Consider the following 16,526-nt stretch of genomic DNA (forward strand, 5'->3'; position numbering starts at 1 on the left):
TCAGGTGCCCCAGCGGTAGCCGTACCCGCGGATGGTCGAGATGAGCCCGGGCCGGCCCAGTTTCGCGCGCAACCCGGTCATGTGCACGTCGAGGGTGCGTGAGATGGCCACGTACGCGTCGCCCCACACCGCATCCATCAGTTGCTGACGACTCACGGCGGCGCCGGGACGGGTGACCAGCACCTCGAGAAGCTCGAACTCCTTGGCCGTCAACGCGACCGGAGCGCCGCCGACCTCGACCTCGCGTGCCGCCAGATCGACCACCACATCACCCTCGGTAACCGTCTGCGCGGCCGAGGCCGCGGTCGCGCGGCGACGCTGGGTCACGACGTCGAGCCGCGCGAGCAATTCCGCGAGCCGCGCCGGCTTGACGAGGTAGTCGTCCGCCCCGCCCCGCAGTCCCCGCACCACCGACCGTTCGTCGTCGCGGGCGGTGAGGATCACCACCGGAACGTCGCTGACGGCCCGCAGCCGCCGGAGCACCTGCAGGCCGTCCGCGTCGGGGAGACCGAGATCGAGTATCACCGCGTCCATACCGCGATGGCCGAGAAGGAGATCGGAGCCGCGCCGCATGCGCACCGCCTCGTGGCCGTGGGTGGCCAGTGCTTCCACGAGTGCGTCGCCGACTCCGTCGTCGTCCTCGACCACCGCGATCTGCACTTCTCTTCCCTTCGATCAGCTCCGCGAGTCGACCAGCTCGACGTCGTCGTCCGGGGTGTCCTCCCGGCTGGTCGTCCGGTCGAGCGGCGAACCATCCGAAGTCTCACGCATGAAGAAGTAGACGACGAGCGAGATCGCGATGCACCCGGTCACGTAGTAGAAGAATAGCGATTCGTGGCCGGCCCGCTTCAGGGCGAGGGCGACGGTCTCGACCGTTCCGCCGAAGATCGCCAGCGTGAGCGCGTACGGCAGCCCGACCCCGAGCGCGCGAACCTTCGTCGGGAACAGCTCGGTCTTCACGATCGCGTTCACCGACGTGTACCCGGTGACGACGATCAGCCCCAGCATCATCAGGCCGAACGCGACCAGGGGGTTCGTCGTGGTCCCGAGCACCGTCATCAGGGGCACGGTGAGCACGGTTCCGCCGATCCCGAAGAAGATGAGCAACTTCCGGCGACCGATGCGGTCGGACAGTGCGCCGCCGATCGGCTGCAACACGATGAACACCAGCAGGGCCGCGAAGTTGATCCACGCCACCGTGTCCTTGGAGATGCCGGACGTATTGATCATGTACTTCTGCATGTACGTGGTGTACGTGTAGAACGCCACGCAACCACCGAGCGTCAGGGCGCACACCAGCAGGCACTCGCGGGGGTACTGCAGCAGCATCCGAAGCGAACCTTCCTTCGGCCCACCGTCCGAGGAGTCTGCGTCACGCTTCGCCTCCACCTCGTCGGTGAACGCCTCCGACTCGTCCATCGTGCGACGGAGCCACATCACCGCGACGGCACCGGCGGCGCCGATCAGGAACGGGATCCGCCAGCCCCACGACTGCATGGCCTCCGCAGGCAACGTCAGTTGCAGGATGATCTGCACACCCAGTGCGATCAGCTGCCCGGCGACGAGCGTGACGTACTGGAAGCTCGAGTAGAACCCGCGCCTGCCGGGCGACGCGACCTCGGCCAGGTACGTGGCGCTGGTGGCGTACTCGCCGCCGACCGACAGTCCCTGCAGCATCCGGGCGATCACCAGAAGGACCGGTGCCACGAGCCCGATGCTCGCGTAGGACGGCGTGACGGCGATGACGAGCGAACCCGCCGCCATCACGGTCACCGACAGGGTGAGCGCCGAGCGGCGTCCGTGCCGGTCGGCGTACCGTCCCATGATCCAGCCGCCGATCGGCCGCATCAGGAATCCGACCGCGAAAACGGCTGCCGTGGAAAGCAGCTGCGCGGTGGTGTCGCCTTCCGGGAAGAACTCCTTCGCGAAGTACACACTGAACGCCGCGTAGACGTACCAGTCGTACCATTCGATCAGGTTGCCGACCGAACCTTTCAAAACATTGCCGATAACTCGGCGCTCACCCGTCGATGTGGTGCTCACGCGGGACTCCTCTCGATGCCCTGGATCTCTGCGTTCACACCACAGTGGGTCACGTCACATCGATACGGAAGGGCCGCGGAGCCTTCCTAACACTCCCTTAGGGAAGAGCCCCCGTGAGTACTTGTTAACCGCGGGCGGTTAACAAGTACTCACGGCTGGGGTGTCCTCGCCGAGCCGCGGCGGCGCGCTGCGGTAGCTCGCCGGGGTGGCGCTGAGCCGGATCGGGTTCGCCACCTGACGTACGGGCCGGGCCCTGCGGGGGTCGTCGATCTCGACCACCGGATTCAGCCCGAGCCGCTCGGCGAGCGCCACTGCGTCGGCGATGTCGTTGAGCGGGCCGCACGGGACACCCTGCGCCGTCAGCTTCTCGAACCACTCGTCCGCCGAGCCCGCGGACAGCGCCGCGGTGATGTCCCGGACCAGTTGCTCGCGGTGCGCCACCCGTTGCGTGTTGGTCGCGTACCGTTCGTCGTCGGCGAGTTCGGGCACACCGAGAACCTCGACGAGAGAGGCGAACTGACGGTTGTTCCCCACCGCCAGCACCAGCGGACGGTCGCCGGTCCGGAAGACCTCGTACGGCGCGATACTGGGGTGCCGGTTGCCCATCGCCTGCGGGACGACACCGGCGCCCACGTACCCCGACGTCTGGTTCGCGAGGGCGGACAGCAGCGACGACAGCAGGTTCACCTCGACCCGCTGCCCCTCCCCGGTGCGATCGCGGTGGCGCAGCGCCGCCAGGATCCCGACCGCGGCGTGCAGTCCGGTGATGATGTCGACGACGGCCACCCCGACCTTCGTCGGAACGCCAGGTTCAGGACCGGTGATGCTCATCAACCCGCCGACGGCCTGGATGAGCAGGTCGTACCCGGGCAGGTTGTTCTCGCCGCCGAACCCGGTGACGGAGCAGTAGACCACGTCGGGATTGATCTCCCGCACGGCGTCGTAGCCGAGCCCGAGCCGGTCCATCGTGCCGGGAAGGAAGTTCTCCACCACCACGTCCGCCCGGGCGGCCAGTTCCCGCGCCTGCTGCAGGTCGGCGGGGTCGCGCAGATCCCAGGCGAAGGACCGCTTGTTGCGGTTGACGGACTGGAAGTAGGTGGATTCGTCGCCCACCCACGGCGGCCCCCACTGCCGGGTGTCGTCCCCGACGCCTGCGCGCTCGATCTTGACGACGTCGGCACCGAGGTCGGCGAGCAGCATCGTGGCGTACGGCCCGGCGAGCACCCGCCCGAAGTCGGCGATCAGCAGGCCATCCAGGGATGCACTTCTCACCGGAACGCTGCCTCGCCCGTCAGCGCCTTGCCGATCACGAGCTGGTGGACCTCGGACGTTCCCTCGTAGGTGAGCACGGACTCGAGGTTGTTGGCGTGGCGGATCACGGGGTATTCCAGCGTGATTCCGTTGGCGCCGAGGATGGTGCGGCACTCGCGGGCGATGGCGATGGCCTCGCGGACGTTGTTCAGCTTGCCCGTGCTGACCTGCTCGGGACGTGCCACGCCGCGATCCTTGAGACGTCCGAGGTGGTACGCCAGCAGGTGGCCCTTGCCGACCTCGAGGGCCATGTCGGCGATCTTGACCTGCGTGATCTGGTAGGCGGCGAGCGACTTGTCGAAGACCTGACGGTCCTGCGCGTAGGAGATGGCCGATTCGAGGCAGTCGCGGGCGGCGCCCATCGCACCGAAGATGATGCCGAACCGGGCCTCGTTGAGGCAGCCCAGCGGACCGGACAGTCCCTTGGCCTCCGGCAGCATCGCGGATTCGGGCAGCCGGACGTCCTCGAGCACGAGCTCCGAGGTGACGGACGCCCGCAGCGACATCTTGTGCTTGATCTCGGGCGCCGAGAAGCCGGGGGTGTCGGTGGGCACGACGAATCCGCGGATGCCGTCGTCGGTGCGCGCCCACACGACGGCAACGTCGGCGACGGATCCGTTGGTGATCCACATCTTGGTGCCGTTGAGGATCCAGTCGTCACCGTCCCGCTTGGCGCCCGTGCGCATGCCTGCGGGGTTGGAGCCGAAGTCGGGCTCGGTCAGTCCGAAGCAGCCGATCGCCTTGCCCGCGGCCATCCGGGGCAGCCATTCCTGCTTCTGGTCTTCGCTGCCGTAATGGTGGATCGCGTACATGGCCAGCGAGCCCTGGACGGACACGAGGCTGCGGATTCCGGAGTCGACGGCCTCGAGTTCGAGGCAAGCCAGGCCGTAGGCGGTGGCGCTCATGCCGGCGCAGCCGTATCCCTCGAGGTGCATGCCGAGCACGCCGAGTTCGCCCAGCCCTTCCGCCAGCTCACGCACCGGCAGTGCCGCTGCTTCGAACCATTCGCCGATGTGGGGCCGGATCTTCTCGTCCGAGAATCGGCGCACGGTGTCGCGGATCGCGATCTCCTCGGTGTCGAGCAGCGAGTCGAGGGCGAACAGCTGGGACAGGGACTGCGAGTCGGACATTGTTCCTCCACGGGGCCGGTGGGGCTGGTGTGCAAACGTTCGCGAGAACGATTGCACGAACGATTTCGTCACGTAGACTAAGGCGCATTCCGGCGGCCGTCAACCACGACACCACCGGCCCCCGTCCCCGAGCGCGAGGATTGCCCGTGAACCAGCCGGACCGCCCGACACGCACCTCCGGGCGTCCGCCTACCCTCCGCGAGATCGCCGAACGCGCCGGCGTCCACGTGTCGACGGCATCCCGGGTGCTCCGCCAGCCCGAACCCGCCGACGGCTGGTCCGAAGCCGCGCTGCGGGTGCGAGAGGTGGCGGTGGAACTCGGCTACCAGCCCAACCTGTGGGCCGCGAGCCTTCGGACACGCAAGACCACCACCCTCGGCGTCGTCATGCCGCGACTCACCGACGGCGTGGTCGCGACGATGTTCCAGGGCATCGAGGAGACGGCCACGCAGGCCGGCTACTCGGTGCTGCTGTCGAGCCCGCCGGACGACCTCGACGCCCAGCGCCGCGCCATCGAGTTCCTCGTCAGCAGGCAGGTGGACGGCCTGCTGCTCAGCAGCCTGCACAGTCCCGGCCGCGAATTCGTCGACTCGCTGTCGGTGGGGGCTTTGCCGATGCTGCAGCTCAACCGGCACGCCGACGTCGGTCTGCCGTTCGTGTCCGGCGACGACCACCGGGGCGGCTACCTCGCCGGACGCCATCTCCTCGACCGCGGCTTCACCGAGGTCGCCGTCATCACAGGCCCCGACCATGCGAGCACCTCCCGCGACCGCCTCGCCGGATTCCGCGCCGCACTGGCCGAGAACGGCATCGAACTCCGCCCGGATCGCGTCGTCCGCTCCGACTTCGACGTGTCCGGCGGTGTCGCCGCGGCCACCGTTCTCCTCGAGTCGGATTCGCGCCCCGAGGCGATCTTCACCGTCAGCGACACCATCGCGATCGGCGTCCTCGGCGTCGCCCGCGACCTCGGGCTGCGGATCCCCGACGACCTCGCGCTCGTCGGGTACAACGACATTCCGGTGGTCGCCCAGCTGCCGGTGCCGCTGACGACCGTCCGCTCACCCGCGCGCCTGATCGGCGCGACGGGTGTGCGTCATCTCCTGTCGATCATCGCGGGCAACGACGTGGAATCGGTGAAACTCCCGGTCGAGCTGATCGAGCGGGCGTCGACCAGGAAGTAGTCAGAGCGTCGCCCGCAGTTCGCGTTTGAGAAGCTTCCCGCTCTGGTTGCGGGGCAGTTCGTCCACGAACACCACCTGCTTGGGCACCTTGAACGGCGCGATGCGCTCCTTGACGTGGGCGATCAACCCGTCCGGCGTCACGCCGGCCGCGTTCTCCCGCAACACCACGACCGCGGTGATCGCCTCGATCCACTTGTCGTCCGGCGTCCCGATGACCGCGACCTCGGCCACGTCCGGATGCGTGTAGACCGCATCCTCGACCTCCCGCGACGCCACCAGGATGCCGCCGGTGTTGATGACGTCCTTGATGCGGTCGACGACGGTGATGTACCCCTCCGGGTCCCGCGTCACCAGATCCCCCGAATGGAACCAGCCGTCGCGGAACGCCTCCGCGGTGGCGTCGGGGTTGTCCCAGTACCCCAGACACAACTGGGGTGAACGGTAGAGCACCTCACCGGGGGTGCCGTCCGGAACGTCGTTGCCGTCCGGATCCACCACCCGCGTTTCGACGAAGAACACGGCCTTGCCGCACGACGACGGCCGCTCCTCGTGTTCCTCGGGCTGCAGCACCGTGGCGAGCGGCCCGATCTCGGACTGTCCGAAGCAGTTGTAGAAGCCGAGGTCGGGGTAGCGTTCACGCAGCTTGTTCAGCACCGTCACCGGCATGATCGACGCGCCGTACTGCGCCTTCTTCAGCGACGACAGGTCGCGGGTCCCGAGATCCGGATGTCCGGCGAGCGGCACCCACACCGTCGGCGCCAGGAACAGCGAGCCGATGCGATCCGCCTCGATGCGCCGCAGGATCTCCGGAATGTCCGGGGTCTGCATCAGATTCACCGAGGCGCCCACCGACAGGTACGGCATCAGGAAGACGTGCATGCCCGCCGAGTGGTACAGCGGCATGCAGATCAGCGGATTGTCGCCGTCGCTCAGCGCGAGGGCGATCACGGAAGACACATACTCGTGCACGAGCCCGCCGTGAGTCATCATGGCGCCCTTCGGCTTCGACGTCGTCCCGGACGTGTACAGCAACTGCGCCAGATCGGTGGCCGCGACCGGCACCGCGAGCACGGGGACCTCGCCGGAGCCGCTGTGGGCGAGCAGCGAGTCTTCGGCGTCGCGCAGGGGAATCACGTGGCGCAGATCGAGGACGCCGCGGACCGAGTCGAGCGTGCCCCTCAGCGCCGGATCGACCAGCACGGCAGCGCTCTCGGACTGCGACACCAGATAGGTCAGCTCGTCACCCTCGAGCGCATAGTTGACGGGGACGTGCACGAGACCCGCACGCGCGCAGGCCAGGAACCCGATCGTGTACGCGTCCGAGTTCGTGCCGTACGCGGCCACCCGCTCACCGGCCGACAGTCCGAGCGACTGCAGGTAGGCGGCCGCCCGGCTGACCGCGTCGTCGAGTTCACGGTACGTCCACGTGCGGTCCTCGAACGTCAGTGCCCGGCGGTCGGGGAACTTGGCGGCCGAGCGCCGCAGCACTCCGTCGACGGTATCGGTACGCGCATCCAGACTCATGCACGAAGGTTATAGGACGTCCAAGTACCTTGCCGGAGGTTTCGGCTACCGCCCTGCAGGCACCAGCATCGGCTCGTGCATGTCGTAGTACGACACGTCGCCCATCAACCGCCCCTCTTCCTCGAACAACGACCTCAGGTCGTCCGGGATCTCGACCTTCTCGTGCTCGCGGGCCTCCGATTCCGAGGTGAAGTACACCGCCTCGACATACCCGCCGTCGCCGTACGTGCACAACGTTCCGCCGAGGATCTCCGGGCGCAGCTGATGAACCTGGGGTTCGGCCTGTTCCAGCAGCTCCCGCATCCGGCTCGCGTCGGTGGTGTGCCCCTCCATGACCTGAACGAATGTCGCGTCGTCCGAGCCGCCACCCATCCACTCCATCACGTCCGGGCAGTCCATGAACGACACGGCACCCTCGAAGCACCTCTCGGTCTCTGCCCACCACGCGCCCTGCTCAGGACGCTCGCTGTTACGCCGGGCCGCTTCGGCCGATTCGAACCGCGCGAGTGCGATGAACGTTCCGTCGTCGCACAATCCCTGGGTGCAGCCCAGGAAGCCCGTCGCTCCCGGTCGCACGTCCTCCGTCCAGCGGTCCATGCACCGGCGTAGGCCGGCCTCGTCGGACACCTTTCCTTGAATAACCTGGATGAACATCGATAGTCACCTCCCGCGGGACGGTCGCCCCGCAGTGAGAACGATCTCGGTGACCGACCCGTCGCGGTCCACCGTCAGCGGGCACCGACGGCCCGCGGCCGCAGCCACTGCACACTTGATCCTTCGCCGGTTCGCCGGACCGCGCAATGCAGACAGCGCGCGCTATTTTCCCTGCCACTGCGGTGTGCGCTTCTCGACGAACGCCTGCATGCCCTCCTGGGCGTCGCACGTGATCGCGTTGGTGGCCATCGTCTCCGCCATCGCCGCGTAGGCCTCGCCCTGAGGGAGCTCGATCTGCCGGTAGAACGCCTGCTTGCCGATCTTCACCGGGAGCGGGCTGGCCTTCGTGATCTTCGCGGCGAGAGTCCGGGTCTGCGCGTCGAGTTCCTCGGGTGCCACGACCAGGTTCACCAGCCCCCAGTCCGCGGCGGTCTCCGCCCCGATCGTCTCCCCGGTGAGCAGCATCTGCAGGGCACGCTTACGTCCGATCGCACGACTGAGGGCCACCATCGGGGTGGAGCAGAACAGGCCGATCTTCACCCCCGGCGTCCCGAACACGGCGTTCGACGACGCGACGACCAGGTCGCACGACGCGGCGAGCTGACAGCCCGCCGCGACGGCCGCGCCCTGGACGGACGCGATGACCGGTTGGGGAATGTCCTGCACGGTCTGCATCATCTCGACGCAGGTGTCGAAGATGGCCTGCTCCTCCTCGAGGGTGCGGCCGATCATCTCCTTCAGGTCGTGGCCTGCGGAGAACACCGGTCCTGCAGCCCTGATGACGACGACGCGGGTGGTGTCGTCGTCGCCCAGCTTCCGGAGCGCCGCGGTGACGTCCCGCATGGCCTCGGACGACAGCGGATTGCGCTGTTCGGGGCGGTTCAGGGTGAGGAACGCGACGCCGGTGTCCGGCTCGGCAGTGGTCTCAACGAAGTTCTCGGTCATGACTACTGCCTACCACCCGTGAGTACTTATCAACCGCCCGCGGTTAACAAGTACTCACGGGCGGAGCAATGCGGGCCCGCACCTCACCGAAGCCGATGCGGGTGCCGTTCGGGCCCGGTGCGGTGGCGGAGATGGCGATCTCGTCGCCGTCCTCGAGGAACGTGCGCTTCTCGTCCCCGACGACGACAGGTTCCTGTCCACCCCAGGTCAGTTCGATGAACGCACCACGCTGATCCTTCTCGGGTCCGGAGATGGTGCCCGACGCAAACAGGTCGCCCGTGCTGGCAGCGGCGCCGTTGATCGTGGTGTGTGCGAGCATCTGCGCCGGCGACCAGTACATCTGCGCATACGGCGGACGCGACACGACGTGTCCGTTCCATTCGACGGCCAGGTCGATGTCCAGGCCCCACTTCTCCTCGCCGCGCAGGTACGGCAGCGGCTGCGGATCCTGCGTCGGGGTGTCGATGCGGGCCGCCTCGAGCGCGTCGAGCGGAACCACCCACGGGGAAATCGACGTCGCGAAGCTCTTCCCGAGGAACGGGCCGAGCGGCACGTACTCCCAGGCCTGGATGTCGCGGGCGGACCAGTCGTTCACGACGACCGCCCCGAACACATACTCCGCGAACTGATCCGGGGTGATCGTCTCCCCCAGCTTCGTCGGGACACCGACGAGGAAGCCCATCTCGGCCTCGATGTCGAGGCGGCGGGACGGCCCGAAGTCGGGGGCGTCCTGAGCCGGGGTCTTGCGCTGCCCGCAGGGCCGGATGACGTCCGTGCCGGACACGATGACGGTGCTCGACCGCCCGTGGTATCCAACCGGCAGGTGCTTCCAGTTGGGCATCAACGGCTCGGAGTCGGGGCGGAACAGTCGCCCGAGATTCGTGGCGTGGTACTCGGAGGCGTAGAAGTCGACGTAGTCGGCGACGGCCACCGGCAGGTGCATCGTCACGTCCTCAACGGCGAACACCGCGGTGTCGGCGACGTCGCCCTGCACGAGTTCGGTGATCTGCCTGCGGACCTCGGTCCAGCGGGCCCGGCCCTGCGCCATGAAGGCGTTGAGGGTGGGCTGTGCGAAGACGTCGTCACCCAGTGCGGCGGCGAGATCCACGACGGAATCTCCCACCCGCACTCCGACCCGTGGGGTCGAGTCGGCGGTCGAGAATACGCCGTACGGCAGGTTCTCGATTCCGAAGAGGGAATCTGCGGGGATGTCGAGGACGGTCATGCGTGGGCTCCTTGATCTGCGGAGGCGAGGACGGAAGACGGCACGAGGTGCAGTGCGACGAGATCCTCGAGGGGTTCGAGGATGCTGCACGTGCCGAAGGATCGGAAGGCGGTGCGAACGGCGCCGACGACGTCGGCCGGGAGGTCGCGCAGCTCGCGGGCGAGCGGTGTGCCGTCACGTCCGGCGAGGGTGGCGGCCACCTCGTCGACGCCGGCGCCGCCGAGTGCGTGCCGGGTGGCGAGCAGCACGTTGAGGAAACCGTGCTGTTCGAATCCCGTGTGCGGATCGGTGTTGCGGACGGCGTGGTGCAGTCCGGCGGTGGCCTTGAACGGGATTCCCGACGCGATGACGGTGTGCAGCGCAGCGGCGAGTTCGGTCTCGTCCGGGTAGGCCTCGGCGACCACGCCACCCGTGCGGAACTTCGCCGCGAACGGGCCGCCGGTCAGTGCGGCGAGGAAGTCGGGCCGGCGCTCGCCACGCGGCACCTCCACGAACACGTCGAGCCCGGCGGTCAGCGCCTCGACGGCGTCCATCGCAGCGAAAAACTCCGCGGCCGTCTGGTCTGCGGGCACCGCGATCTCGAGTGCCACCGCGGTGGCACCGTCGATCTGCGCGAGGCGGTCGAGTGCGGGTTCGAGCGTGGCCGGACCGCCGGGCAGCGTCAGGCTCAGTTCGAGCGCACCGGGGGTCAATTCGCCCAGCCGGGCGACCGGAAAGACGAAGGGACCGACCAGATCCGCGTACGGCGCCGACAAATGTCCGGCGTGCGCGGGCAGGGCGTCGGGCAGGGGTGCGTTTCCGGGCGGGAAGAGGGCGGCGTCGTCGCAGAGACCGGCGAAGAGGGCGGAGATCACGGCGTCGGCCCCCGCCCTGCCCACGTCCACGCGTAGCCCGAGTCCTCGCACGCCACGGCACCCTCGCCGAGTTCGAGCGGGCGGAACGTGTCGACCATGACGGCGAGTTCGTCGAAGAACTCGGCCCCGATGCTGCGTTCGTACGCGCCGGGCTGCGGACCGTGCGCATGGCCGCCGGGATGAATCGAGATCGAGCCCTGGCCGATGCCGGAACCCTTGCGCGCCTCGTAGTCTCCGCCGACGTAGAACATGATCTCGTCGGAGTCGACGTTCGAGTGGTAGTACGGCACCGGAATCGACAGCGGGTGGTAGTCGACCTTGCGGGGCACAAAATTGCAGATGACGAAGTTGTTGCCCTCGAACGCCTGGTGCGCCGGCGGCGGCTGGTGCACGCGCCCGGTGATGGGCTCGTAGTCGGAGATGTTGAACGTGTAGGGGTAGAGGCACCCGTCCCAGCCCACGACGTCGAAGGGATGGTGCGGGTACACCATTCGCGTGCCGACGATCCCGTGCGACGTCCGATGCTTGACGAGCACCTCCACGTCGGTGCCCTCGACCTGCAGCGTGTCGGACGGCCCGTGCAGGTCGCGCTCGCAGTAGGGCGCGTTCTCGAGCAGCTGACCGAACCGGGACAGGTAACGCTTCGGCGGGACGATGTGACTGTTGGCCTCCATCGCGTAGGCACGCAACGGTTCCGGTCCCTGCGGGATCCAGCGGTGGGTGGTCGACATCGGAATGAGAACGTAGTCGCCCTGCTTCGCCTCGAGCGCGCCGAACACGGTTTCGACGGTGGCGGCACCGGATTCGACGTAGACCATCTCGTCGCCGATCGCGTTGCGGTACAGCGGCGACTCCTTGGCGGCGACCACGTAGGAGATGCGGACGTCCGCGTTGCCGAGGATCAACCGGCGTCCGGTGACCACGTCGGTGTCGGCCCAGACCGTGTCCGGGAACAGGTCGTGCAACTTGAGGTGGCGCGGCTTGAGCGGATGATTGGGTGTCGTGCTCTGGTCGGGCACCTCCCACACGGTGGCATCGACGATCGCCGACGGGATGTGGCGGTGGTAGAGCAGTGAGGAGTCGGAGGAGAACCCCTCTTCTCCCATCAATTCCTCGAAGTAGAGCTGACCGTTGTCGTCACGGTGCTGGGTGTGCCGCTTGGGCGGGATGTTGCCCGCGTGCCGATAGAACGCCATGACCGGCCTCCCTAGAAGTGCGTGTCCGTAGTAGTAAACACATTAACTAAATTACGGGCGTGATGGCAAGCACAGATTTCCCGGGAGGCACAGCAGGGGTCAGTTACGCCCGCGGACGTCGAACTGGCTGCGGTTGGTGATCAGCTTGTCCAGCAGCATGACGAGAATGCGCTGCTCCGGTTCGGTGAGAACACTCGCCCAGGCGTGTTCCCGCTCGTTCTGCTCACGGTAGATCTCACCGATCTCGCTCCGGCCCTTCTCGGTGAGCGACAACTGGACGGACCGGCCGTCCCGCTCGTCCGGGGTCCGTTCCATCAGACCACCACCGACCAGCGTCTTCGTCAGATTCGAGACGGCAGCCCTACTCATACCGGTGAGCTTGGCCGCCGTCTTCGACTCGACGGGTCCGGCCAGCCATGTCACGAACATCAGCCGGAACGCCGACCATGACAGGCCGCGCGGGCGGTGAATCGACGACTCCAGGTCGTACGTCACCACGTTCGACGCGCGGTTCAACGTCAGGAGGACTTGGGTGGCGAGTTCGTGCGTCGAGCCGTATTCCGTGCTCAGGCGCCGGTTCGCCAGTTCGATGAACGACCAGAAGTCGAGGCTGTCCGGTACCTCGACGGGCACCGGCGCTGCGTCATCGGTCATGGGGGAACCCTATCGCGAGCTGGTGGCGGGCCCAGTGCCCGCCACCTCCGCATTTAGTATATCTATGAACTATATGCCTTCGGCCTGTGAGTACTTATTAACGCCCGGCGGTTAATAAGTACTCACGGGCGCGTCAGCGCTCGTAGCCCTTCCGCATGTCGTCGACGATGCGCGGGCGGTCGAGGGTGGAGGGCTCGAGTTCGCGGCGGGGACGGTCGCGCGGGAAGATCGCGGACGCGGCGAGGGTCGGCTCGTCGAGGAAGCGCAGTTCGGGGACGTCGCGGGGTAGGCGCAGGGCCGGCGGTTCGGGTCCCCGCCGGGCGAGGACGTAACCCCAGTCCCCGAAACTCGGCACCAGCACGTGGTACGGCGTGACGGCCAGACCCGCGGACGCGACCGTCGACGTGGTGCGCCAGTACGCGTCCGGCGTCGAATAGGGGCTTCCCGACTGCACCACCATCAGTCCGCCGGGATTCAGGGCGGCGGCGGCGAGACCGTAGAACTCGGTGGAATACAGGCGTCCGAGCGCCGGGGTGTCCGGGTCAGGGAGGTCCACGATGACGGCGTCGAAACCCGAATCGGGTGCGTCGCGTAGCCACCGGAACGCGTCGTCGAGGACGACGTGCACGCGCGGGTCCTGCAGTGCTCCCTGATTCAGCCCGGACAGCCGGGTGTTCGCGAGTTCGACGACCGCAGGGTCGAGTTCCACCTGCACGATCTCCTCGACCCCGGGCAGTCGCAGAACCTCCCGGGCGGCGAGGCCGTCGCCCCCGCCGAGGATCAGCACCCGTTTCGGGTCGGCGGCCATCGCGGGGTACACCAGCGATTCGGTGTACCGATGTTCGTCGATGCTGGAGAACTGGAGGTCGCCGTCGAGGAAGAGGCGCACGTCTCCCCCGCGCTCGGTGACCACGATCTCCTGGTACTGCGACCTTTCCGCGGCGACCACCGGGTCGGTGTAGAGCCGTTGCCGCGACGTGGTCTCGATGCCGTCGGCGCGCACCAGCAGCACCGCGATGCATGCGGCGGCGACGAGCATTGCCACGACGGCGAGCAACCGGGTGCGCAGGCTCAGCTGCCACCGCAGCAGGATCAGCGCCACCACCGCGGCGGCAACGAGGTTGATGATGCCGGTGATGGCGGCGCCGCGGATCATCCCGGCTGTCGGCAGCAGGACGAACGGCCAGAGCAGGCCACCGACCAGGGCGCCTGCGTAGTCGGCGGCGTTGAGGTTTGCCAGCACTTTTCCGGTACTCTCGGCGTCGGTGTCGCTTCGCCCGGACTGCAGCAGCGTCATCAGCAGCGGCACCTCGGCGCCCACCAGCACACCGATCAGTGCGGTGGCGAGCACCAGAACGATTGCGCTGGAACCGAAGAACGTAAAGGTGACGTACAGCGTCACCGCGCTGAACCCGCCGACGAGTCCGAGGACGATCTCGACGACCACGAACGACGCGGCCGCGGTGGAGAGCAGCGGCTTGGCGGCGAGGGCCCCCACTCCGAGTGCGGCCACGAAACCCGCAACGATCAGCGACGTCTGGGTGATCCCGCCGCCGGTCAGACTGACCGACAGTGTCAGCAGTGCCAGTTCGTAGATCAGCCCGCACGCCGCACAGGCTGCCACCGCGGCGAGCAGGAACGCCCTGGCCCGCCCACCGAGCGCGCGGGTGGTGGAGGTATTCGGCTCTGCCGCGGTGGTCGTCACGAGATCAGGTGAGTGCGGCGGCGTTCACGAGGCCGATGGCGAAGAGGCTCGCACCGACCGCCCATGCGGCACCGCACATCTGCGGGTTCCCGACCAGACCGACGAGTTGTCCCGGCAGCAGCAGATTCATCAGGCGCAGCGCGATGACCTGCAGCAGCACACCGAAGAGGCCGTAGACCGCGGAGTCGGCGAGTCCCTGCGCGAATCCGTCGGAGCTGGTGAGGATCGCCGTGACCACGACGACGGCGAGGGCGAGATGGTTCGACGCCAGCAGGATTGCCGCGTTGGGGTTCTTGTCGACGTACACCTGGTGCCGGAGATTGCCGGGGGTGGCGAGGTCGAGTACCGCGAAGCCGACTCCGAGGACGGCGATGCCGATGACGAAGTACGCCAGGGTGCCGAGCATGCCGACGGCGAGCAGCCCGACGTCGACGCTGCCGATTTCCGTTGCTGCCGCCGTGTAGGTGGTGTTCACGCGCTTCTCCCCAGTCGAGTGTTCTCTGTCATTTCGCGCTTCCGGATCCGCCGCTGCCGCTGGCGCCGCCTGCCGGTGAACCGGGGTTGAAACCGGGCCCCAGATAGGCGAACCCGCCACTCCTGTACCGGCCGTCGATGTCTTCGACGCGGACGAGGCTGCCGCCACCCGGTCCGGCGCTGACCGTGACGATGTCGTCGTCGTAGCGCAGGTATTCGCTGCCGCCGTCGGCCTTCCGCGCCGCCGGGTCCTCTTCGGCGACGATGTTCGAGACGGTCGTCCCCACGGGGTCGTTCGACGTGTACGTCTTCGCGTCGCCCGCGGTGTTCTGCAGGGCGTAGGTGTCGGCGATGTAGTCGCGGACGCCGCCGCCGCACGCGGTCGCGGCCAACACCAGGAGCAGCATCGGGACGAGCCGCACGCGCGCACTGAACCGGCTCACGGCTGCCACCTGCTTCGAGTTTTCACGATCACCCCGCCTTTGTCTCCTGGGTACAGATGCCAGGTCTGCCAGACCCATCCGCCCGAATCTTTGGCCGCCGTGAGCGCGGTCAGCGCGGTGTGGTCACCGGGGAACGCCCCGCAGATCCACCCGTCCACCTCGGTGGCCTGGCGCCGCAGCCAGTCGGCGGTCTGCTCGAGGTGGGTGCGGTCGACGGTGTCGGTGGTCGAGTCGAACCGGTACCCGCTCGCGCTGTCGGATACGGGCAACGGCCTGCCGCCTGCCTGTACCGCGTCGCACGAGACCTGTTCGGTGATTCGGCTGCCCGCCGCGGACGCCGTCACCGCGTGCGACGCCCCGAGAACTGCGAGCGTCACTCGGTCGTCACCGTGCGTGATGGTGAGTTCGGCCAGCGGAAGCGGTGTTTCGGCATTAACGACGAGACCGAGTGCCTCTGCCGTCACATCACGCGACTCGATGTCGAGGACGTGCAGTGTCACTGCGGCGGACCGGAGTGGATCACGGTGAGTTCACCCCGCGTGACGGCGCGGCCCGTGGAGACCTCCCACGACTGCGTCCGCGCCCAGCGCTCGAAGGACAGCAGGCCGGTCTTGTCGGCCGTCTCGTAGTCGGCGTAGTCGACGATGCCCTGGGGTGCGGTTCCGGTGGTGCCTTCCGCGGTGAACGAGGCGGTGCCGCGCTCGATCTGCCGGTGCACCCTGTCGTCGAGGATCACGTCACCGTTCGGTTCGAGCCCCGTCCCCTCGCGGCGCATCCACAGCGTCATGTCGAGGTTGCCCTCGTCGTTCTCGACGGTCAGCCATCGCTGACCGGTGGACCCGTCGAGGAGGTGTTCGTGCCAGATGTATCCCTCTTCGTCGAGGGTGATGGTGCCGCGCACGACGTGATCGATTCCGGCGTACGTGATGATGTCGCCGACTCCGATCTTGTACGGGTCGTAGACCTCCGGGTAGTCGGCGAGCGGATCGACCCGGGCAGCAGGAGTGGTCTTCTTCCCGGCCCGATTTCGCAGGATCAGCACGATGCCCACGATCACGACGACGATCAGCAGCAGTAACAGCAGCGTGGTCAACAGTCTCTCCTGGTCAGCGGCTTCGGCACGGGAGGCCAGTGCCCGGCCCCCACCGCTCAGTCACCTTACTGTGCGCCGCGCACCCACACACCTG

General features: G+C 67.8%; 17 protein-coding genes. 1 reads left to right on the forward strand and 16 read right to left on the reverse strand.

The window, feature by feature from the left end; translation table 11 throughout:
• The 4 genes from ACLIVD_RS30330 to ACLIVD_RS30345 all read right to left on the reverse strand — a co-directional run bounded on the left by ACLIVD_RS30330 (position 1) and on the right by ACLIVD_RS30345 (position 4,484).
• Entirely contained in the window at positions 1-660 is a 660-nt protein-coding gene (locus ACLIVD_RS30330; RefSeq protein ID WP_491931115.1) for a response regulator transcription factor, read from the reverse strand.
• Positions 661-675: 15 nt separating this feature from the next.
• Entirely contained in the window at positions 676-2,043 is a 1,368-nt protein-coding gene (locus tag ACLIVD_RS30335) for an MFS transporter (protein WP_283336290.1), read from the reverse strand.
• A 138-nt stretch (positions 2,044-2,181) separates the two neighbouring features.
• Positions 2,182-3,315, reverse strand: coding sequence for a CaiB/BaiF CoA transferase family protein (locus ACLIVD_RS30340; RefSeq protein WP_491931116.1), 1,134 nt, complete (start codon positions 3,313-3,315; stop codon positions 2,182-2,184).
• Complete coding sequence (locus tag ACLIVD_RS30345) at positions 3,312-4,484, reverse strand: acyl-CoA dehydrogenase family protein (protein WP_491931117.1); 1,173 nt, start codon at positions 4,482-4,484, stop codon at positions 3,312-3,314. Before ACLIVD_RS30345 ends, ACLIVD_RS30340 begins: the two co-directional genes overlap by 4 nt.
• A 146-nt stretch (positions 4,485-4,630) precedes the next feature.
• On the opposite strand from ACLIVD_RS30345, the gene ACLIVD_RS30350 reads away from it, so the two are divergent.
• The gene (locus ACLIVD_RS30350; RefSeq protein ID WP_283336287.1) at positions 4,631-5,665 is read left to right on the forward strand and encodes a LacI family DNA-binding transcriptional regulator; all 1,035 of its coding nucleotides are present in this window, start codon (positions 4,631-4,633) and stop codon (positions 5,663-5,665) included.
• Here ACLIVD_RS30350 and ACLIVD_RS30355 read toward each other — a convergent pair whose 3' ends face one another.
• From ACLIVD_RS30355 to ACLIVD_RS30410, 12 genes are all read right to left on the reverse strand, one after another.
• A complete protein-coding gene (locus ACLIVD_RS30355; RefSeq protein WP_491931118.1) occupies positions 5,666-7,189 on the reverse strand; it encodes an acyl-CoA synthetase in 1,524 nt (507 codons plus the stop codon). It lies immediately after the preceding gene.
• A 45-nt stretch (positions 7,190-7,234) separates the two neighbouring features.
• On the reverse strand, positions 7,235-7,843 hold the full coding sequence (locus ACLIVD_RS30360) for a hypothetical protein (RefSeq protein WP_005251516.1): 609 nt from the start codon (positions 7,841-7,843) through the stop codon (positions 7,235-7,237).
• 162 nt (positions 7,844-8,005) lie between these two features.
• Positions 8,006-8,788, reverse strand: a complete 783-nt coding sequence (locus ACLIVD_RS30365) for an enoyl-CoA hydratase (RefSeq protein ID WP_491931119.1) — start codon at positions 8,786-8,788, stop codon at positions 8,006-8,008.
• 43 nt (positions 8,789-8,831) lie between these two features.
• Positions 8,832-10,013, reverse strand: coding sequence for a fumarylacetoacetase (gene fahA, locus ACLIVD_RS30370; protein WP_280780398.1), 1,182 nt, complete (start codon positions 10,011-10,013; stop codon positions 8,832-8,834).
• Positions 10,010-10,867 (reverse strand): hypothetical protein, encoded by an 858-nt coding sequence (locus ACLIVD_RS30375; protein WP_283353310.1) that lies wholly within the window; start codon positions 10,865-10,867, stop codon positions 10,010-10,012. The genes fahA and ACLIVD_RS30375 overlap by 4 nt, the downstream gene beginning before the upstream one ends.
• Entirely contained in the window at positions 10,864-12,063 is a 1,200-nt protein-coding gene (locus tag ACLIVD_RS30380) for a homogentisate 1,2-dioxygenase (RefSeq protein WP_491931121.1), read from the reverse strand. The genes ACLIVD_RS30375 and ACLIVD_RS30380 overlap by 4 nt, the downstream gene beginning before the upstream one ends.
• Before the next feature lie 99 nt (positions 12,064-12,162).
• Positions 12,163-12,717, reverse strand: a complete 555-nt coding sequence (locus ACLIVD_RS30385; RefSeq protein ID WP_280780400.1) for a MarR family winged helix-turn-helix transcriptional regulator — start codon at positions 12,715-12,717, stop codon at positions 12,163-12,165.
• A gap of 133 nt (positions 12,718-12,850) precedes the next feature.
• A complete protein-coding gene (locus ACLIVD_RS30390) occupies positions 12,851-14,422 on the reverse strand; it encodes a polyamine aminopropyltransferase (protein ID WP_477954229.1) in 1,572 nt (523 codons plus the stop codon).
• A 4-nt stretch (positions 14,423-14,426) separates the two neighbouring features.
• Entirely contained in the window at positions 14,427-14,897 is a 471-nt protein-coding gene (locus ACLIVD_RS30395) for a DUF350 domain-containing protein (protein ID WP_005251488.1), read from the reverse strand.
• 28 nt (positions 14,898-14,925) lie between these two features.
• Positions 14,926-15,348: a DUF4247 domain-containing protein gene (locus ACLIVD_RS30400; RefSeq protein WP_105423344.1), complete on the reverse strand. Its 423-nt coding sequence runs from the start codon at positions 15,346-15,348 to the stop codon at positions 14,926-14,928.
• On the reverse strand, positions 15,336-15,839 hold the full coding sequence (locus tag ACLIVD_RS30405) for a DUF2617 family protein (protein WP_105423342.1): 504 nt from the start codon (positions 15,837-15,839) through the stop codon (positions 15,336-15,338). Before ACLIVD_RS30405 ends, ACLIVD_RS30400 begins: the two co-directional genes overlap by 13 nt.
• Positions 15,836-16,432, reverse strand: coding sequence for a DUF4178 domain-containing protein (locus ACLIVD_RS30410; protein WP_491931123.1), 597 nt, complete (start codon positions 16,430-16,432; stop codon positions 15,836-15,838). Before ACLIVD_RS30410 ends, ACLIVD_RS30405 begins: the two co-directional genes overlap by 4 nt.
• Positions 16,433-16,526 lie beyond the last annotated feature (94 nt).

It is taken from the genome of Rhodococcus sp. G6(2025) (assembly GCF_058628105.1).